This is a genomic window from Vibrio natriegens NBRC 15636 = ATCC 14048 = DSM 759 (genome assembly GCF_035621455.1).
Classification (GTDB): domain Bacteria; phylum Pseudomonadota; class Gammaproteobacteria; order Enterobacterales; family Vibrionaceae; genus Vibrio; species Vibrio natriegens.
On sequence record NZ_CP141822.1, the window covers coordinates 2,012,226 to 2,031,945 of the forward strand.

The 19,720-nt window shown below is 45.9% G+C and carries 14 protein-coding genes; 7 read left to right on the forward strand and 7 right to left on the reverse strand.

Annotated elements, in window-relative coordinates; all coding sequences use genetic code 11:
* Positions 1-7 precede the first annotated feature (7 nt).
* Positions 8-1,033: a DUF2955 domain-containing protein gene (locus VER99_RS09125; RefSeq protein ID WP_020335587.1), complete on the forward strand. Its 1,026-nt coding sequence runs from the start codon at positions 8-10 to the stop codon at positions 1,031-1,033.
* A 363-nt stretch (positions 1,034-1,396) separates the two neighbouring features.
* Entirely contained in the window at positions 1,397-1,930 is a 534-nt protein-coding gene (locus VER99_RS09130) for a hypothetical protein (protein WP_014232435.1), read from the forward strand.
* A 56-nt stretch (positions 1,931-1,986) separates the two neighbouring features.
* On the opposite strand, the gene VER99_RS09135 is transcribed toward VER99_RS09130, so the two are convergent.
* From VER99_RS09135 to VER99_RS09155, 6 genes are all read right to left on the reverse strand, one after another.
* Positions 1,987-2,502: a protein disulfide oxidoreductase gene (locus VER99_RS09135; protein ID WP_020335588.1), complete on the reverse strand. Its 516-nt coding sequence runs from the start codon at positions 2,500-2,502 to the stop codon at positions 1,987-1,989.
* Positions 2,502-4,610, reverse strand: coding sequence for a protein-disulfide reductase DsbD family protein (locus VER99_RS09140; RefSeq protein WP_020335589.1), 2,109 nt, complete (start codon positions 4,608-4,610; stop codon positions 2,502-2,504). The genes VER99_RS09135 and VER99_RS09140 overlap by 1 nt, the downstream gene beginning before the upstream one ends.
* Positions 4,611-4,672: 62 nt before the next feature.
* Entirely contained in the window at positions 4,673-5,062 is a 390-nt protein-coding gene (locus VER99_RS23000) for a hypothetical protein (protein ID WP_020335590.1), read from the reverse strand.
* A 201-nt stretch (positions 5,063-5,263) separates the two neighbouring features.
* Complete coding sequence (gene rimK / locus VER99_RS09145) at positions 5,264-6,169, reverse strand: 30S ribosomal protein S6--L-glutamate ligase (RefSeq protein WP_020335591.1); 906 nt, start codon at positions 6,167-6,169, stop codon at positions 5,264-5,266.
* A 254-nt stretch (positions 6,170-6,423) separates the two neighbouring features.
* Complete coding sequence (locus VER99_RS09150; protein WP_020335592.1) at positions 6,424-7,260, reverse strand: MBL fold metallo-hydrolase; 837 nt, start codon at positions 7,258-7,260, stop codon at positions 6,424-6,426.
* A 530-nt stretch (positions 7,261-7,790) separates the two neighbouring features.
* Positions 7,791-9,347, reverse strand: coding sequence for a sensor domain-containing diguanylate cyclase (locus VER99_RS09155; protein WP_020335594.1), 1,557 nt, complete (start codon positions 9,345-9,347; stop codon positions 7,791-7,793).
* 428 nt (positions 9,348-9,775) lie between these two features.
* Here VER99_RS09155 and VER99_RS09160 point away from each other — a divergent pair, with 428 nt between their 5' ends.
* From VER99_RS09160 to VER99_RS09180, 5 genes are all read left to right on the forward strand, one after another.
* Entirely contained in the window at positions 9,776-11,233 is a 1,458-nt protein-coding gene (locus tag VER99_RS09160) for a circularly permuted type 2 ATP-grasp protein (RefSeq protein WP_020335596.1), read from the forward strand.
* Entirely contained in the window at positions 11,233-12,177 is a 945-nt protein-coding gene (locus VER99_RS09165) for an alpha-E domain-containing protein (protein WP_020335597.1), read from the forward strand. The genes VER99_RS09160 and VER99_RS09165 overlap by 1 nt, the downstream gene beginning before the upstream one ends.
* On the forward strand, positions 12,174-15,521 hold the full coding sequence (locus tag VER99_RS09170) for a transglutaminase family protein (RefSeq protein WP_020335598.1): 3,348 nt from the start codon (positions 12,174-12,176) through the stop codon (positions 15,519-15,521). The genes VER99_RS09165 and VER99_RS09170 overlap by 4 nt, the downstream gene beginning before the upstream one ends.
* Before the next feature lie 102 nt (positions 15,522-15,623).
* On the forward strand, positions 15,624-18,197 hold the full coding sequence (locus tag VER99_RS09175) for a circularly permuted type 2 ATP-grasp protein (protein WP_020335599.1): 2,574 nt from the start codon (positions 15,624-15,626) through the stop codon (positions 18,195-18,197).
* Positions 18,194-19,075 (forward strand): transglutaminase family protein, encoded by an 882-nt coding sequence (locus tag VER99_RS09180; RefSeq protein ID WP_020335600.1) that lies wholly within the window; start codon positions 18,194-18,196, stop codon positions 19,073-19,075. Before VER99_RS09175 ends, VER99_RS09180 begins: the two co-directional genes overlap by 4 nt.
* 22 nt (positions 19,076-19,097) lie before the next feature.
* Here the strand turns inward: VER99_RS09180 and VER99_RS09185 are convergent, their stop codons facing one another.
* Complete coding sequence (locus tag VER99_RS09185) at positions 19,098-19,706, reverse strand: response regulator transcription factor (protein ID WP_020335601.1); 609 nt, start codon at positions 19,704-19,706, stop codon at positions 19,098-19,100.
* Positions 19,707-19,720: the final 14 nt, after the last annotated feature.

Here is a 19,720-nt window from a genome sequence, read left to right on the forward strand (position 1 = left end):
CGGCAACATGAAAACCTTACGAATTTGGTTCGGCTGCTCTTTAGGTCTCGCATTGAGTATGCTGTTTAACTGGTCATACGGATTCTTTGCCATCATGGTACCGCTGTTTATTCTGGGAAGAATTGACCGTTTTGATCTCCCGTCGTTACTGATGGTGTTTTTCTCCGCCGTTTGGACGACGCTGCAGGCTACTTTCCTGTTGGAGTACTTACAATTCCATCCGGTGCTGATGACTGTAGCGGTCGGCATCATGATGCTGTTTAAATGTATCGCGATGATGAATCCTAAAACGTTCTTGTTCGGCTACATGGGACTGTTAGTTGGCTCCATTGTGTTGAACTTCGCCAGCTACGATTTTATGGATATCGAAGAGTTCAACGTCAACATGTGGGTCATCACCTTGTGTAATATTTTTGTTTGTGCACTCGCCTACTGGCTGTTTCCAGAGCCTGATTCACCAGCCGAAAGCATCGCAATCTCTACCCCCGTGAAAAGAGATATCGACTACATCAGTCAGGTCGCAATGGGTTGGGTAGTCGCTATGGCTGCATTTATCGTTTTCCAGGTTGCTGATTTGTATGATTCGTTGTCTGCACAGGCGTCCATATTGATCATCCTGACGCCAATGACTTTAGCCGGTTCAATGGGCATGGCGAAAATCCGCATAATAGGAACAGCGTTAGGCTGCATCGCAGGGATGGCTGTGCAATTAATCTTGGGCAGTTGGTATGGCCATGGCTTACTTTTCTGGCTGGCATTTACCATTGCGATGGGGCCTTTCTGCCTCTGGCTGACCAAGGGGCAAATAAAAGCTGCGATTGCGTTTTCCGCCATGTCGGCGCTATCAGTGCCCTTAACAACGTCATTGGTTCCAGAGCAAAAGGATGCCTTTTTCTCAATCCTGTACCGTTTCAGCTCCATTTTTGTGGCAGTGCTACTTACCGCAATGGTGATCTGGGTCGTCCATCACTGGATTCGAGTCATGTTATTGAAACACCCCGAAATGCTCCACAACAACGTCACCCAGCATTAGAAAGCACCATTTGCTGACTGGTTTTCTATACATCGCCGCAATCATGCGGCTTTTTTCTATATTAATTCGTTGTTATATAAATACATTACGAGCATAAAATAATAGTGCTCTCTAAATGAAAATTTAGATATAAAGATAGATATATAAAAACGTTTCCCAACATTAATATTTAATTGGCTTTAACAAGCGTAAAAACATTATTAGTGAAAGCTATGTTTCATATGTATATAGAAACAATATTCAAATTAACATAATAAACTTATTGCTTATGAGTATTCCGTAAAAATAAATTACCCATTGCTAATATTAATCTATAATTAAGTCACTCTCATTCTCATGTTGTATTAACTTGAGGCCATATTTATGAAGTCAGCTCTTTATATTTCAACTCTTATTTCGGTAAGTTGCGCTTTTAGTGTGTACGCAGCAGATGATTCACAAGCTTTATTGGATGACGCATTGAGTGCAGCCCCTCCAACCATTCGTGACAAAGTAACGGTGATGGACTGGAACAATAACGTCCTTCAAGAAGGGTCAAGTCAATATACCTGTTTCCCGACTCCCCCTCAGCTAGAGGGCACCGCACCAATGTGTATGGACGGAGCGTGGATGGAATGGGCAGATGCCTGGATGAATAAAAAGCCATTCCAAGCAAAAGCATTGGGTATTTCTTATATGTTGGCCGGTGATGGTGGCGCCAGTAATACCGACCCTTATGCAGAAGGAAAAACCGACGACAATCAATGGATAGTCGAAGGCCCTCACTTGATGATTATTACTCCTGACCAGGCACTACTCGATTCACTACCAACCGATCCCTATTATGGTGGCCCCTATGTCATGTGGAAAGGAACCCCATATGCTCATATTATGATTCCTGTTGGTGCTAGAAAATAGCGCCGTATTAAAAATCCGATATTCCAGTGTTGGAATATCGGATTTATTTTAGGAAATTAACTGGCTAACCAAATTCTTGCTAATATTCCCATCGGCGTGGAAATACCCGTTGTAATAGAGGTTATCTCACCATTTCTTAAAACATAAATGGTGGGGGTAACAACGACTTTCCAATCTTGCATAATTTTACTTTTAGGATCATTGATATTATTGAATCGATAATCTTTAGACATCATAAACTGTTTCACCCGCTCCTCATTTCCTGAAGAACCAGAAACCCCAATTACCGAATAGTGATCACTTATCCAATTCATACTTGGGCTAACAAATTTACATGCCGGACACCATGTCGCCCAAAAATAGACAACCACGGGTTCTTCATGACTTTTCTCGATGACATCAACATATTGACCACTGCTCATGAACGCGCTCAACGCTGGCGCGTTTTGTTTGGGTATATCTTTGGTGCGGTACCAATCCATACCAACTGAAACGACGGTAACAATGATCACAATTTGTAGGAGTTGGAGTAGCCAATGTTGCCATGATTTACGACGGCTTTTAGAGCTCATTAACTGTTTCCCCCACTCGCTTGTTTGATCGCACTGACGACAACATCCTCCGTAAGAATGACGGGCAAGGGGATGCCTTGGGGCGCTGCTGGCCCATAAACGATATTAAAAGGGACGCCGTAACGTCCATATAGACGTAGGAAATCCGTTACAGAACTCTCGGGGTGAGTCCAGTCCCCCTTCAATGTCGCGACACTTGGACTTTGTAATAACGAATACACTGGATCTTGCCAGATCACCCCGATCTTGTTCGCTTTACAAGTGATACACCAATCTGCAGTAACGTCCACAAATACGACTCTTCCATTTGCAACATGAGAGTCAATCGCTGTGTTTGACAGCCTCTGCCATGCAAGGTCTTGTGGAAGTGGTGTCGCCCACTTGCTGGCAGTGAAGCTAGCAAGAAGCAACCCACCAGCAATCAAAAATACTGAGGCGGAACCCGTTATCGCCAGCATTTTTTCGCCGTAAACGGTTTTGACCCTCGCCATGATAAAAATAAACCCGACCAAGCCAGCCAGAATGACCCAGAACAACGGTAAGTGATTAGCAATCAAGGTCAGCAACCAAATACTGGTTGCCAGCATCATCACACCAAAACCAAGTTTAACCACATTCATCCACTTACCTGGCTTTGGCAATTTACGCGCAATACTCGGAAAAACAGCGACCAGAATCCACGGCAACGCCATACCGATTGCCAACGCAGTAAAGACGGCAAATAACGTAAACACATCAGCCCCAAGCGCGAAGGCCACCGCCGTCCCCAAAAATGGCGCAGAACATGGTGTCGCAAGTAAAGTCGCAAACATACCCTGAACATAATGGCCAATAAGAGTGTTATTGCCTTTGGAAGCCAGCCACGTATTCGTGCCAGATGAAAGACGAATTTGAAATAGCCCCAGCATATTGGCGCCAAAAAGCCCAGTAACCAGCACCATCAAGCCAAGAAACCAAACGCTCTGGAACTGTACACCCCACCCGATCGCACTGCCTGTCATTTTAAGCGCAGTGATAAAACCCGCCAGAATCCAGAACGACGTCAAAATTCCCAATGAAGAAGCGACGAACTGTGCGCGAATCTGACGACGTTCGACCCCGTGAGCAGTAACGATACTACTCAGCTTCATCCCAAGCACAGGAAGAACACAAGGCATGATATTAAGAATCAGACCACCAAGCAGAGCAAAAACAAATACGCTTGTTAAAGACGTATCTGGTAACGCATCTACGATCGCTGCAGCTTGCGCTTGGCTAACCTCTTCCGCTAATAAGTTATCGTCCTTGATTGAAACAAACAGCGGCTGGTTATTAAGGTCAACCTCTCCCAGCCAGGTATTCACTTTATAACTAGCCGTCAGGATATTGCCTTGCAAATAAGTTCCTTTTAACTTGAAGCTGTAATCTCGCGTGGAGTCATCAACACCATCTACCAATACCTGCGGATGATTCCAACCTTGGGTATTTGTCAGCTTTACCTGCAGTATCGATTGATTGGCATCCCAATCTGCCTGCGTGACTTCAATAAATGGCGAAGGTTGCGGAACATTACTCAGTGCTTGTGCATAACGAAACATCACCTCTTCATCAACCTGTAAATCTGAAGGCAGAAACGTCAGTTGAATTGGATAGTCCGTCAAAACACAAATCGTGGTGCAGGAAGACAACGTTAATACCGCATCAATAGCAACGGGTTTGCTCATGTCTTCGATATGCAGCGTGATCGGGAATAATGTGTCGCCCTTGTAGCCCTGCGTCTCTATGCCCAGTAGTTCGAACTTTTGTGGGTAGGGCCAAAGCCAATCGACTTTGTTCAAATTGTTCGACGCTTGCCAGTCAATTGATGGGGCAACCCCACCTTCACCCGGTGAGCGCCAATAGGTTTTCCAATCTCCCGATAGCTTTACATCCAGATAGCCAGTGACCGTTTTGGCTTGAGGATCTTGCAAGCCGGTCAGTACAAAGCGTGTTTGTACCGGTGGATGTTGAGGGTTGCTCATCCAGCCTGTATCGGGTGTCTGAGCGGAAAGCTGGAAGGAAAACAAACTTAACAGTAACGTTGTCATGAATATCAACGCGACTCGAGTCATTTTAGTCATATGGTTCATAGTGATTCCTGATAAAAAACAAGTGTAGAAGTTCGCTGGCTACATAAGCCAGAAGTCACTTGTCATTCACGGAAAACACAAAATGTAAGATGAACCCGATGTTTATAGGGTATTGGTTCGGTCCATTGCCTTAACTGTGCAAATACACCACGTCGACAGACCGCCACCAATGTAATGCCCACAAACAAAATAACAATGAACAGCCCGAGATGGTGTTTAGCAAACTGAATGAGCTTCTCAGACAATTCACACTTGTTGGCACTTTTTGACTTAGTATCATGAACCTTTTCTACAGCGACCAAAGCGCTCGCAACCGCCTCTCCGGTCATGGAACACGACGATACAAAGCCGGAGTTTTGCATCAGGCACACGACAATGACCCAGCCAATGATAGCCAGGAGCCACTTCGCCTGCTTCTGCGGCGCGCGATGTCGTGAACCCAATAAGATCATAAAAAATCGAATGAAAGAAGAAACGCTGAGAATAATACGCGAGTCAGGTGAAAGCTCAAGTCAAACCGAATCAGCTCTATATGCGATGAGAGAAATCTCAACTTTGCATCGGCTGCATCGACCACAGTGTGATCCGGTTTGACTACAGAACGCCGACATCCGTATCACTTAGTGAAGTGAGTCAGATATGTACTTTTAGTATCAACCTTTACCTAACGTTCTCGTTCTGTAAGGTTTCGCGTTCTTTTCGATAAACTGAAAAATTAAATCTGCGACATCTTTTTTTGTTGCCGTTTCAATGCCTTCAAGTCCTGGTGAAGAGTTAACTTCCATCACAACAGGCCCGCGTTCCGCTCTTAGAATATCGACACCACACACTTTAAGCCCCATCACTTTAGCCGCAGCGATCGCAGTAGCACGTTCTTCTTTAGATAGTTTGACTAACGTTGCCGAGCCACCCCGGTGTAGATTTGAACGAAACTCACCTTCTGCGCCTTGTCGTTTCATTGCAGCGACAACCCTCTCACCGATAACGAAACAGCGAATATCAGCGCCACCCGCTTCTTTGATAAATTCTTGTATCAGGATATCGGCTTTTAGCCCCATGAATGCTTCAACGATAGCCTCTGCAGATTTTGCGGTATCCGCTAATACAACGCCAATACCTTGTGTCCCCTCTAAAAGTTTAATCACACATGGTGCGCCACCAACGTTTCTGATTAAATCTTTCACATTGTCTGGTCGGTTAGCAAACCCTGTACGTGGCAATCCAATACCTTTACGTGAGAGAAGCTGCATAGAGCGTAATTTATCTCGTGAACGACTGATAGCGACGGATTCATTGACACTAAAACTACCCGTCATCTCAAACTGCCTGACTACTGATGTTCCGTAGAACGAAATGCTCGCACCAATTCGTGGAATAATCGCGTCGTAATGCGGTAATTGCTCACCTTTGAACCTCACTGCAGGTTTGCTGCTGGTGATATCCATGTAGCAGTGTAACGTATCAATAACGTCTACTTCATGGCCGCGAGCCTCACCTGCCTCTTTTAATCTGCGCGTGGAGTAAAGGTTCTTATTCCTTGATAAAATAGCGATTTTCACTTTTACATCCTTCTTCTTGTAGAAATTGATGATTTAAAGTCGACTCCAATAAACCAATGGTTAAACACCTTTTGAACTTTCCAAGACTGTGTACAATCAGCATAACCGACGTACAAATTTAAAAGGTTATACAAACAATAGCCCACCCACAGGAGCATACAACGTCGCAGATCAACCTGAGTTAGAAGATCTCATACCAAATGTACCGCAATCACTACCCTTACCTGATATTCCGATCTATTTATTTACAAAAATCATTGAAAATTAAGTGATAAGCCAACGCCCACATCTTTTACGCTAGAGTATTTAGATAACTTAATTTTGTATTCCAGATTGGTGCAATGGCATGGATGTATAGCGTTGATTTTCTGATTTTTAAAATAATCCAGAGTCCCTTTCGATTGTTTTGGACTTGGCTGAATCAAGTGAAAGCCACCGATAACATCTATGATTCGATTATCGCCACAAACTTTTTTTGAATACTCAATAATATTACAAATACCGGAATGGGAGCAGCCCGTTATAATCACTAAGCCTTCAGGCGATTTATACACTAACGCCGAGTCATCTTTCACATAGTCATCGCCCAGAGAGCCATCTCGTTCACACCTTCCTACCGGGTCGATGTTCTCAAAGTCATTCGTTCTTTCGATTTCTCCTAAAAAAACGATGTTGTCGGTTATCCAGAATGGCTCTTTAGATATTTTAGTACCAAAATATCTACCTATTCTCGTTTCATCTAAGATAGAGCCGATGTCATCGCCTGAATACTCTTTATATGCAAAGGCATCTGGATGGGCGACAACTATTGGATTTACGTAGCTTTTCCCCTCAGCTTTCGCCTCAGAGTAATGCTTAACAAGTGGAACCAAACCTCCGGTATGATCATTGTGCCCATGTGAAATTACAACGTAATTTATATCCATTAGTGACTCAGCCATTTTCTTTGCATTTTGAATAAACACGTCTGAATAACCTACATCAAATAATATTTTTATATTCTCATCAGTAATCAGATAAGACACGGCTGGTTCGGCTAAAAAATAACGATCAATGATTGTGTTGTTATCAACTAATACTTTTAATTCCATTATTTTCCCTAGCTTTAAAATTATTTCTTAAAGTAAAACGTTTTTCATGTCTGGCGGTGGGCTCGATACGACTTTCCAACGGATACATGAGAAGAACTGACACACTAAAAACGCCGCGTGTAGGGAATCAAGACAATGCTGTACACTGGAATCTTAGAGACGCGCCAAGATGCTGAAATATAACACCAAACTTCAAACTCTGAAGCCAGATGAACCGCCACTAAACGCAAACCAAAATTAAAAATGCGAGTCGCCTAAAAGAATTAAGTGCAAACCACTCTATTTCACGATTTTAAAAATAAGGAAAAGGAGAAAAACTTCGATATTGAATACTCGCCGTTATTAAAGCGCCTTTCTGTGTAGAAGGCATCGGCACCAAACAAGCTTTGCTCGAGAGTTAGAAACAGTAGAAAGTGGAATGACAGCAGACGCTAAACATATAGGTCGAACGTGTGGAGTCGCTTTAGAAGCGCTCTGGCTGGTGATTCTGAATCAGCAAGAACGCTTTCTAATTTAGCAACTCTAAATCGTCAGTATCTCAACACCGTTTGATTGCGACCATTGTGTTTAGCTTGATACAGTGCATCATCAGCATTTTTAAGCACTGCGTTGATTGGCTCATTCGTTCCATCCCAATGGGATATACCAACCGAAATCGTTACATTCCCAACGGTGTCAAATTCGTGAGATTCAATCGATTTTCTTACTCGCTCTGCGACCATAAATGCCTGATCCAGATCGGTTTTGGTCAAAAAGACAATAAACTCTTCCCCGCCAGAGCGACACACGACGTCACCCTTTCTCGCTTGATCCTGAATCAAACTCGCAACACTCTTTAATAACGCATCTCCCGCATCATGGCCGAAGGTATCATTTACTTTTTTAAAGTAATCAACATCCAGAGCCAGAACAGAAAATGGCGTATTTTGCTCACGCAGACTTTCTACCGCCTTGTCTAACCCTCTACGATTCAATAACCCCGTCATCGCATCCGTTAAGGTGTCCAGATGAAGCTGATCAATGGTGTGAGATACAATATTCATTGCACTTAGAAAACTGCGTTTCAGATAACTCGCTTCAAAATACCATGGCTTAATCTGTGTAAAATCGTTGTCACTCGAAGTATGGTTCTCGAAGTTCTTTACAGCACTGGCTAACTGCCACAATGGCTTGGATATAAAAACGGAAGATACCCAAATAAGCAACAGTGTGAGCGCGCCAATAGGCAATGTCTCAAGAAACACGGTCCACATTTGGTCATCGAGTACGGATAAGGTGAGATTTTTAGGCTTCTGTGCGACGATCCCCCACCCGGATTGATTTACTGGCGCATAACCGGCGAGCATTTCGATTCCCAGAGAATTTACAATGTCCTGCTGCCCTTTTTGGCCCTCAACAACCGCATTGATTGCATCATTGTTGGTGATTTTTTGTCCGATCCTGCGTTTGTCTGGATGGTAAATCAGTGTGTGATTTTGGTCGACAACATACAGATAAGACCCATCTTTGTAGCTATGTTGTCCCAATAAAGTCTTCAGTATGTTTTTTTGTTCGAGATAGATGGTGCCCGTAACATAGCCCAGATATTCGCCACTTTCAGAGAAAATAGGATATGACATACTGGTTAGATAGTTCCCTACTGGAGAGACGAACGGGTCTGTAATTTTTGGCGCTTGCGAGTGCAGAGATTGCAAGAAACGCTTACCGCTTAGACGCATGCCTTTCACTTGTAACGCTTCTGGAGAAACAGAAACGATCACCCCTTCTGCATTGACGATGAGCACAGAGTTAAAGTAATCGGTTTGGGTTCTTAAGCGATTAACTTCTTCTTCCAGGACATCAGGATCAGCCATTTTCGTACGGAGGGTATTTGCACTGTATTCAAGCTGAGACATTGCAGAATCAATAAAAGCATCCGTCATCTCCGCCATTTTCTCAGCGTAAACACGGTTGGACTCCATTGTATTGCTGATAATCAGATTATGTTGCACTCGATAAATAGAGTAAAAAGCATTAAGCAATGTGACTACAACGCTGAACACACATAGGATCAGGATTAACTTTCTTAAATTCAATTTGTCCCACATCTGCCAACTCTCAACCACGCTTTTTAATACTGTTTTGGGTAATCTAAACGTTCAAGGCAAGCACTGCAACTGATAAACACAAAAGAATCAATACCTTAATTTTTGTAATGAATACTCAAACGAGTGAATATGCTTAGAAAAAATTAGCGCTGACCAGATTTATTCATGCAATTGCTCATAGCGACTAAACTCACTTTAGAATTATTAATCTTCCATGACTATGTAATTTCCGGTCTGTTATTTGCTTTTATTCTTATTACTGTCATGAGATAGATGCATGCTTATGCAATAAATAAAGAATAAAACTAATCAAAACAGGAACATCAAATCTCGCCGGTTTTTTCTTTGAATATCTAAAGTTGCTGCTAGGGATAAAAGTGAAGTACGGCCGGGAAGTGAGTTCAAAAGCAAGAGGATGGATCCCCGCTATGAGTAAATTAACCGAAGGGTACGACAGTGGAGAGTACTTTGACGAGCTGATCGACAGCGCAGGTAAATACAGAGACTCTTCATGCAGACTGCTGAGCTATATCGATAGCTTACCCCCAGAAGAGCTTGATAAACGTAAGCTGGCGGCGGAAGCTACAATTCAGGAAATGGGTATCAGCTTTACTGTCTATACCGAAGAAGGCAACATCGACCGCGCTTGGCCATTTGATATTATTCCCAGAACAATAGATGCAAAAGACTGGGAAACTGCAGAGAAAGGACTCAAGCAGCGCCTTACCGCACTAAACCGCTTTATCGACGATCTTTATCACGACCAGAACTGTATTAAAGACGGCATTATCCCTGCTCATATCATTAAAGAATCGAAAAATTTTCGTCCTGAGTGTGTCGGTGTCTCGCCCCCTTTTGGTGTATGGGCGCATATTTGTGGCACCGATTTGGTGCGTGCCGATGACGGACAGTTTTACGTGCTGGAAGATAACCTCCGTGTCCCTTCAGGCGTTTCTTATATGTTGGAAAACCGAGCCGTCACGAAAAGGGTGCTACCAGAGCTGTTTGAAAACGACAACATCAGAAAAGTGGACTCCTACCCTTCTCAGCTTCTGGATACGCTACAAGCGCTCTCACCAAGAGATATTCCGCGACCAGAAATCGTCGTTTTAACCCCTGGCATCTACAATTCCGCCTATTTTGAACACGCTTTTCTTGCTCAGCAGATGGGCGCTGAGTTAGTCGAAGGCGGAGATCTCTATGTCGGTAAAGACGACTGCGTCTACATGAAAACCATCTACGGCCCTGAACGCGTGGATGTGATCTATCGCCGCATCGACGACATGTTTTTAGATCCTGAAGCATTCGACCCAGACTCTATGCTTGGTGTTCCTGGACTGATGCGAGCATGGAAGCAAGGCAACGTTGCGCTAGCGAACGCTCCAGGTGCAGGTGTCGCAGATGATAAAGTGGTGTACGCCTATGTGCCACAACTTATCAAATACTATCTGGATGAAGAGCCAATCCTGCCTAATGTCGAAACCTTCTTATGTGAAGATAAAGATGACAGAGAATACGTGCTGAAAAACTTAGATAAGCTCGTAGTAAAACCAGCCAATGAATCTGGCGGCTATGGCATGTTAGTCGGTCCTCACTCCAGCAAAAAAGAACAGGCCGTGTTTGCCGAACTTATTAAAAACAACCCTCGCAACTATATCGCCCAGCCGACTCTTAAGCTTTCCACAGCGCCGACACTGATAGAAAAAGGAAAACTGGAGCCGAGACACTTGGATCTACGTCCGTTTATCCTTCAAAGCAAGAAAACCTATGTGACCGCTGGTGGCCTTACCCGGGTCGCGATGAAAAAAGGCTCTCTGGTGGTGAATTCCTCTCAGGGTGGTGGCAGTAAAGATACCTGGATCGTAAAAACAGAAGGAGATAAGTGATGCTATCAAGAGTTGCTGAACGACTGTTCTGGAGTGCCCGTTACCTGGAACGCGTTGAAAATATTGTCCGTCTGATCAGTGTTTACGATGAGCTATTGTTTGATTTACCAAAGGATGTACGTATTTCATGGTACAACCTGATAGAGATAAGCGGCAGTGCGCAGGTGTTTAATAAAAAGTACAAAGATAAGAACGAAAGAAACGTAGTGCGCTTTCTTCTTGCCAGTGAGGATAACCCATGCTCGATGTTATCTTCACTGAAAATGGTACGTGAAAATATCCGTACCACCCGAGATGTCCTTCCCGAAGAGATGTGGGAGCTGATTAATGAGCTGGACATCTATGCTCGCAAGAATCTACAAAAGGGAATAAATCGGGGTGAGCGCTATGACTATCTAAACAATGTGCTTGAAGGCTGCCGAAAGATCATTGGTTTGCTCAGTAACGCCATGAGCCGAGATGCCGCATGGAGCTTTATTATTATGGGACGTTATCTCGAGCGGGCGGATATGAATACGCGCATTCTGGATTCCGCTGTCAGCTTAAAGATAAAAGCCCTACCGGAAGAAGAGGTCTTGCTAGAACAGATTATCTGGCCGAAGGTGCTCAAGTCGCAAAGCGCTTATCAGAACTACCTGAGAACCATGCGCTGTGGTATCGATGGTGTCAATACCACAACCTTCTTACTTACTGACGAAGATTTTCCTCGCTCGCAAGCATTCTGTCTGAAGCAAATCAAAAGCGCGGCAATGTATCTGCCACGACACGAAGAGATCATCCTGCACATAGAACAGTTGTTGGATACCACCTACAGCATTGAACACAACGAAAGTATCTGTCAGGCGTTCAGTGACTACCTGAACGATATTCAGTTGGCATTGATTAGCCTGCAAGCAGAGATTGGTGAAACTTGGTTCCACTTTGATCACGGAGAAGCGGCATGACCATACGTGTAGCTATTCAGCACAAAACCTCGTATAAGTTCGACCGCGACGTGAAGGTATCACCTCACCTATTGAGGTTGAGACCGGCCCCTCACTCACGTACTCATATCCATGGTTACTCACTCAAAGTAGAGCCGGAAGAACACTTTATTAACTGGCAGCAGGACCCGTTTGGCAACTATCAGGCCAGATTGGTCTTCCCGGAGAAGATGCGCGAACTGAAGTTTGAGGTCGAAGTTATCGCCGATATGACGGTGATTAATCCATTCGACTTCTTTATCGAAGAGTACGCTGAGAACTTTCCGTTCAAATACGACGATCTCCTACAGGAGGAACTTGCACCTTACCTATCGGTGACTGAATCGAGTAAAGAACTCGAAAAATGGCTGGCAGATGTCGACCGCAGCAAAAAGCGCATCGTCGATTTTCTGGTAGAGCTAAACAGTAAGTTGGCTGGACAGATAGAGTACGGCATTCGTATGGAACCGGGCGTACAAACCTGTCAGGAAACGCTAACCCTGAAAAAAGGCTCCTGCCGTGATACCTCTTGGTTGCTGGTTCAGATCCTTCGCAGCCTTGGGCTGGCTGCACGATTTGCTTCTGGTTATCTGGTTCAGTTGACTTCTGATATTAAATCTTTAGATGGGCCATCCGGGCCGGAGGAGGACTTCACTGACCTGCACGCCTGGTGTGAAGTTTATCTGCCTGGCGCAGGCTGGATTGGCCTTGACCCGACCAGCGGTTTGTTTGCCGGAGAAGGACATATTCCCCTTGCCTGTACCGCTGATCCTGTCTCGGCCGCCCCTATTACTGGTGCGACCGACGAATGCGAATGCGAATTTGTATACAGCAATACGGTGATTCGAATTCATGAAGACCCGCGAGTAACCAAACCTTACACGGATGATGAGTGGGAAAACATCAAAGCGCTCGGTTGCGCGGTGGACGAGCAGCTGGATGAGATGGACGTGCGACTGACTATGGGTGGTGAACCAACCTTTGTCTCGATTGATGATATGGACTCGGCGCAATGGAACACCAAAGCGTTAGGTGCGGATAAGCTCAAACTGGCAAAAGATCTGCTCATCAGCCTGAAGGACAAGTTCAACACCCACGCACTGTTGCACTACGGTCAAGGTAAGTGGTATCCCGGCGAAGAGTTACCACGTTGGGCGCTCGGCTGCTTTTGGCGTACCGATGGTGAAGCACTGTGGCACGATCCGTCTTTGCTGGCTCGTGTGGACAAAGATTACCAACATACGATTGAGGATGCCGAGCGTTTCGGGCAGTTGCTTTGTGAACGGTTGGGCATCCATAACCAATATTTGCAACCGGCCTATGAAGACTCGCTTTACTATCTCTGGCTAGAACGTTCCTTGCCAAAGTCGGCGAATCCAAAAAAAGCCAAGCTGAGCGATGATTTGGAAAGACGTCGTCTGGCAAAGCTGCTAGGACGAGGCCTAGAAAGCATCAGCGGCTACGTGCTTCCGGTTTCATTTGACGAACAAGGCTGGCAAAGCTCGCTATGGCCAATGCGAAGTGACGTGATCACGCTTATCCCCGGAGACAGTCCAATGGGGTATCGACTTCCGCTGGATTCTCTGCCGCAGGTCAGCGAAGAGGAAATCCCGCCGGAACGTGATCCGTTTGAAGCCAGAGAGGCATTGCCTGTCTATTCGTTAACGGAGAATGTCGCGCAACGCCAGCAATCTCAACAACCTCCACCCGAAGACAAGGAAAGTAGCAAAAAGACGGTTGATGTTATCCGCACTTCAATTTGTGTCGAGCCGAGAGATGGCCGACTACATCTGTTTCTACCACCAGTGACCCATCTGGAGCATTATGTTGAGCTCATCTATCAAATAGAAGCGACGGCAAGCGCGCTCTCCATTCCGGTTGTCATTGAAGGTTACGAGCCACCGAAAGATTACCGTTTGCAGAAATTCCTTATCACACCCGATCCGGGCGTGATCGAGGTGAATATTCACCCTGCAAAAAACTGGCAAGAGTTGGTAGAAAACACCGAAACGCTCTACGAGCAGGCGCACCAATGCCGACTTGGGACAGAGAAGTTTATGCTGGATGGCCGTCATACCGGTACTGGCGGTGGCAACCACATTACGCTTGGCGGTCTCACACCAGCGGATAGCCCTCTATTGAGAAAACCAGATCTGTTGAGAAGTCTGGTTAACTACTGGCAACACCATCCAGGCTTGTCTTACCTCTTCTCCGGCATGTTTATTGGTCCGACAAGTCAGGCACCACGCCCTGATGAAGGAAGAGACGAAGCCCTGTACGAAATGGAGATAGCCTTCCAGAACTTTCCGGATGGACTGGTCGATCAGCCTTGGCTGGCCGACAGACTGATGAGAAACCTTCTCGTGGACGTGACGGGTAACACTCACCGTTCCGAGTTTTGTATCGATAAGTTATATGCGGCAGGTACCAGCAGCGGCAGACAAGGACTACTGGAATTCCGTGGTTTTGAAATGCCACCGCACGCCAGAATGGCATTGGTACAAACGCTATTACTGCGCTGTTTAGTTGCACGCTTTTGGAAAGATCCTTACCACAAGCCTTTGATACGTTGGGGAACTACCCTGCACGATAAGTTCATGATGCCCTATTACGTCTGGCAGGATATCAAAGAGGTGGTGGACGATCTTCAACAACACGGGTTCCCGTTTAAATTGGAGTGGCTGGCACCGTTTGAAGAGTTCCGCTTCCCTCATTACGGAAGGCAACAGATAGATGGCATTGAAATCGAACTGCGCTGGGCAATCGAGCCTTGGCATGTTCTCGGTGAGGAAGTCACGCAGACTGGCACCAGCCGCTTTGTCGACTCGTCGGTTGAGCGCCTGCAAGTTCGCCTGACGGGAATGACGGAAAGCCGTTATGTACTAACGTGTAACGGCCGTCGGATACCATTGAGACCGACGGGCAGACAAGGCGAATTCGTGGCAGCCGTGCGATACAGAGCCTGGGCTCCGCCTTCAGCGCTACACCCAACACTGGGAATAGATTCTCCACTGGTGTTCGATTTGATAGACAGCTGGAACGGTGTCTCGATTGGCGGCTGTACGTACCATGTCAGCCATCCTGGGGGAAGAAGCTATGAAACCTTCCCAGTCAACGGAAATGAGGCTGAGGCTCGGAGGGTGAATCGTTTCTGGGATCACGGATTTACTCAGGGAACGTTTAACCCGCCACCGGAGTTCAACGCTCTGCGCAATTTCTATGAGAACAAGACTGCGCCGCGCCCAATGGCACCACCCAAAGAGGAAATCTGCCACGAATATCCAAACACTCTGGATCTTCGCAAACGCAGTCGACGTATTGGATGAGATCATCGCGAAAATTGAATCGTATAAACTCTACTCAGCTGGTTGTCTTTTCCGAGTGGTATATACTAGGCAATAACTCTCAAGGTAGTAGCAAAAAATAGTATGAGTCAATTCGTTTCAGACTTCGCTGGGGCGGGAGAAAACCCGCCCTTGATTGGTCCTTATCAGGCATCCAAAAAGGCCTACGATGAGGCGTATGATGACATCAAGCAAACCAGACTGCACTGGCAGCCTCTCTTTACGCATTTAGAGAAACTGGAAAATGGTAATCTGGAAGATTTACAAAAGCGTGCTCAGAGAATTCTGAGAGATGACGGTGCGACTTATGATCTTAAAAACGATCCACTTTCGCCTACAGTTTGGTCTCTGGACGTGCTGCCTAATATCATCGCTCAGAGCGAATGGAAAGATACAGAACAAGGTCTGGCACAACGCTCAGAGTTATTTGATCGGATATTAAAAGACATCTACGGCGAACAACGCCTTATCAAAGATGGTGTGATACCGGCAGAGATTATTTTTTCTCACCCTGGCTTTTTACGCCAGTGCTTTGGGATTGACATTCCAGGGCTAAAAAACCTTATCTTTCATTCCATCGATTTAGTGCGAGACTCAGACGGCTCTTACGTGGTCATCAGTGACAGAACTCAAGCGCCTTCAGGGGCGGGCTATGCGTTGGAAAACCGAACCGTCATCTCGCGCGTGCTGCCATCCGTATTTCGTCATAGTAATGTGAGACGTCTTTCCAGTTTCTTCCAAACCATGAGAAACACTCTTAACCAACTTGCTGCACATAAAACCGACGAACCTAGAGTTGTTCTTTTAACACCGGGATCATCAAGTAGCACCTATTTTGAACACACCTATTTAGCCAACTATTTAGGATACCCGCTGGTGCAAGCTGGCGATTTAACGGTAAGAGGCGGAAAAGTTTGGCTCAAGTCCCTCTCTGGTTTAACGCCAGTTGATGTCATTCTGCGCCGTACGGACGACAACGACTGCGACCAGTCAGAGCTGCGACCTGACTCTCTTTTTGGTATTCCAGGACTGTTAGAAGCGGCACGCAGCGGCAATGTGGTATTAGCCAACCCGCTGGGAAGCGCTGTTCTTGAATCTCCGGTACTGATGGCGTTTCTTCCCAAGATATGTGAATACTTGCTGGGTGAGCCTTTGAAACTCCATAGCGTTGATACTTACTGGTGCGGTGTTGACGGAACCATAGAGTTTGTTGAACAAAACCTCGAAAACCTGATTATCAAGCCTTCATATCGAAAAGCTCGCAGCCAGACAATTTACGGCCACTGCTTATCGGCGGAAGAAAAGATAAAAACGCTGGAGATGATTAAGGCAAATCCAAAACAGTATGTAGCGCAGACTTATATCCCCGGCTCTACGGTGCCTGTCTGTTCCGGCTCAAAAATAAAAAACCGACATAGCCTGTTGAAAGCCTTTACTGTCGCTGACGGTGACCGATATTGCGTGATGCCAGGTGCATTAAGTCGGGTGACTCAATCCGATGACGACTACATCGTTACCAGTTTATCGGGTGCTCGCAGTAAGGATACCTGGGTAACAGCCAACAAGCCTGATCTGACTCATCAGTCCCTGCTAGACGAGCCTGGTTTGCACGTTGCTCAGCACGGGAATGTACCAAGCCGCGTAGTCGAAAACTTCTTCTGGTTTGGACGCTATGCGGAACGCGCTGAGTTAAGCATTCGCCTGATGCGGGTGTTATTTAAACAACTGAATGGTATCGAAGAGCTCTCACCTCAAGCAAGGACGACCCTTTTGGAGGCGATCTCTTTACAAACAAATTGCCTGCCGGGATTTGTTGAGGGGAATGCCGAACTGCTGGAAAATCCAGATGCCGAGCTGGCCGACTTGGTGGTGAATGGCAAACGAATTGGCAGTATAAAATCCAACTTACTGGCCATGCTTTCTTGCAGTGATAATGTGCGGGATCGCCTGTCTGCCGACACCCGAATAGTACTGAACAAGCTACGTGACCACCTTAACGAGCTGGATAGAGCCTACACCAGTGGCCTGCCTGAAGCGCCAGAAGAATCACTGGATAACTTGATGACCATGCTACTGGCACTGTCGGGGCTGAGTAAAGACAGCATGCTTAGAGGAGAAGACTGGATATTTCAGCAGATTGGCCAGCGTACCGAAAGGGCAATTCAGACCGCAAAACTGTTCCAGTCAACGCTAATTATCAAGCTAGAAAGTTTGTCGCAGCAACAAGTGCTGGAGTCGGTACTCCTCAGCATGGAAGCGCTCATTTCTTTCAGAAGACGCTATCGCACCCGAGCTCGCGTGGCGTTTGGCTTGGATCTGCTAATGGTTGATCCTTCGAACCCGCGCTCATTGGTCTACCAGACCGAAAAGCTGAAAGAGTTTCTGGATATGCTACCGGATAATCATGCCTTTATTCCCGGCGGACTCACCAGCGAAACCAGGCTGATCCTACTCACGCTGAACGACATTCAACTTACGGATCTCGAACAACTCGCTAAGGCGAATCCAAATAACCAAACCAGAGAAGAGTTTGGCGCTCTGATGGATAAGATAATCGGCCAATTAGAGCAATTTACTTCACTGATAAGCGACAAATACTTTGATCACACCGCTGGACCGCAGCAGTTGATAAAACCCAAATGGAAATTGAATGTATGAGATATAAAGTCCAGCATAAAACGACCTACTCCTACAGTTCGCCAGTGACCCTGTGCTACAACATGGCTCACCTGTTGCCAAGGGATACCGACAACCAGCGCTGCTTTAACCGAAAGATTAGAGTGACACCAAGGCCGTTGTACCAAAACGAAGGACAGGATTATTTTGGGAACGAAACGTTTTACTTCTCTATTCAAGAGCCACATAAGGAACTCACCATTGATGTCACCAGCTTTTTAGAGGTAAAGCCTCACAACTGGGCCGACATCATCGAGAACCATCAGCTTACCTGCGGTGAACTTCGAAGTATCATGGCCAATGCTGAAAGTGCGGACATCAGGTTAGCGCAGGAATTTTGCCTCGACTCACTACAAATCAAACGCTCTGAAAATTTAAGGCAATATGCGCAAGAATTGTTTAGTGACAATCAGCCCGTGTTAAAAGCCGCCTTGGCATTTACCCATAAAATCTTTACTGAGTTTACTTTTGATCCAACCGCAACCGACGTAACAACGCCAACCGAACAGGTTCTTAAAGAGAAACGGGGCGTTTGTCAGGATTATGCCCAACTGGCGATAGGCTGCCTGCGCTCTGTTGGCCTAGCAGCACGTTATATGAGTGGTTATATAGAGACTCTGCCGCCTCCAGGTCAGGAAAAGCTCGTCGGTGCTGATGCTTCTCACGCCTGGTTTGCGATTTTTGTACCGGATCTTGGCTGGGTGGAATTTGACCCGACTAACGACCTCATCGCTAACGATCAACATATTGTTACTGGCTGGGGACGCGACTACGCTGATGTGCCACCCTTGCAGGGAGTCGTGTTTGATGGTGGTGAAACTCACAACCTGAGTGTTTCAGTCGATGTAGCTAGAGTATAAATCTGAAGTTCTTAAAATCAGATTACTCAAGCGCTAATTTACCGTAAATGTACGCTAGCTCTGCGACCGTTTTGGCTGAGAATTTTTTCAACAAACTGGCTCGATGTACTTCTACGGTTCTCATTGCAATACACAGTTCATCGGCGATGCGTATATTGCGCTTACCTTCGATGATTAAACGTAAAATATCCTTTTCGCGAGGCGTGAGTGACTCATACGCCAACTTTGCTCCAGCCATATCGAAACTTGCTGCCGACTGTACCTGCCCCTGTAAAATGGCTTGCGCCAGTGCATCACCTTTGACGGGTTTCTGGAAGAAGTTCACCGCCCCCGATTGTAAAGCCTCAACAGCCATCGGCACATCGCCATGACCAGTCAGATAAATCACCGCGAGTGGGCTATTGGCATCGTTAAGAATTTGATGCACTTGCTGACCACGAAGATTGGGCATTCGGCTATCGAGAATGACACAACCCGCCTGTTGAATGTCTACCGCATCGAGAAAGGCTTGCCCATCAGCAAAGGTCATTACACTGAAGTCATGTTCCTCCAACATAAACGCCAGCGAATCACGCACCGATTCATCATCGTCAACGACATAAACAGGTAACTGTTTTTCAGTACTACTCATGAATGCTCCTAGTA

Coding starts and splice junctions, on each gene's coding strand:
- VER99_RS09185 (WP_020335601.1), bottom strand. CDS start 19,706: ATGAGTAGTACTGAAAAACAGTTACCTGTTTATGTCGTTGACGATGAT.
- VER99_RS09155 (WP_020335594.1), bottom strand. CDS start 9,347: ATGTGGGACAAATTGAATTTAAGAAAGTTAATCCTGATCCTATGTGTG.
- VER99_RS09165 (WP_020335597.1), top strand. CDS start 11,233: ATGCTATCAAGAGTTGCTGAACGACTGTTCTGGAGTGCCCGTTACCTG.
- VER99_RS09130 (WP_014232435.1), top strand. CDS start 1,397: ATGAAGTCAGCTCTTTATATTTCAACTCTTATTTCGGTAAGTTGCGCT.
- VER99_RS09135 (WP_020335588.1), bottom strand. CDS start 2,502: ATGAGCTCTAAAAGCCGTCGTAAATCATGGCAACATTGGCTACTCCAA.
- VER99_RS09125 (WP_020335587.1), top strand. CDS start 8: ATGAAAACCTTACGAATTTGGTTCGGCTGCTCTTTAGGTCTCGCATTG.
- VER99_RS09170 (WP_020335598.1), top strand. CDS start 12,174: ATGACCATACGTGTAGCTATTCAGCACAAAACCTCGTATAAGTTCGAC.
- VER99_RS09160 (WP_020335596.1), top strand. CDS start 9,776: ATGAGTAAATTAACCGAAGGGTACGACAGTGGAGAGTACTTTGACGAG.
- VER99_RS09175 (WP_020335599.1), top strand. CDS start 15,624: ATGAGTCAATTCGTTTCAGACTTCGCTGGGGCGGGAGAAAACCCGCCC.
- VER99_RS09150 (WP_020335592.1), bottom strand. CDS start 7,260: ATGGAATTAAAAGTATTAGTTGATAACAACACAATCATTGATCGTTAT.
- VER99_RS09140 (WP_020335589.1), bottom strand. CDS start 4,610: ATGAACCATATGACTAAAATGACTCGAGTCGCGTTGATATTCATGACA.
- VER99_RS23000 (WP_020335590.1), bottom strand. CDS start 5,062: ATGATCTTATTGGGTTCACGACATCGCGCGCCGCAGAAGCAGGCGAAG.
- VER99_RS09180 (WP_020335600.1), top strand. CDS start 18,194: ATGAGATATAAAGTCCAGCATAAAACGACCTACTCCTACAGTTCGCCA.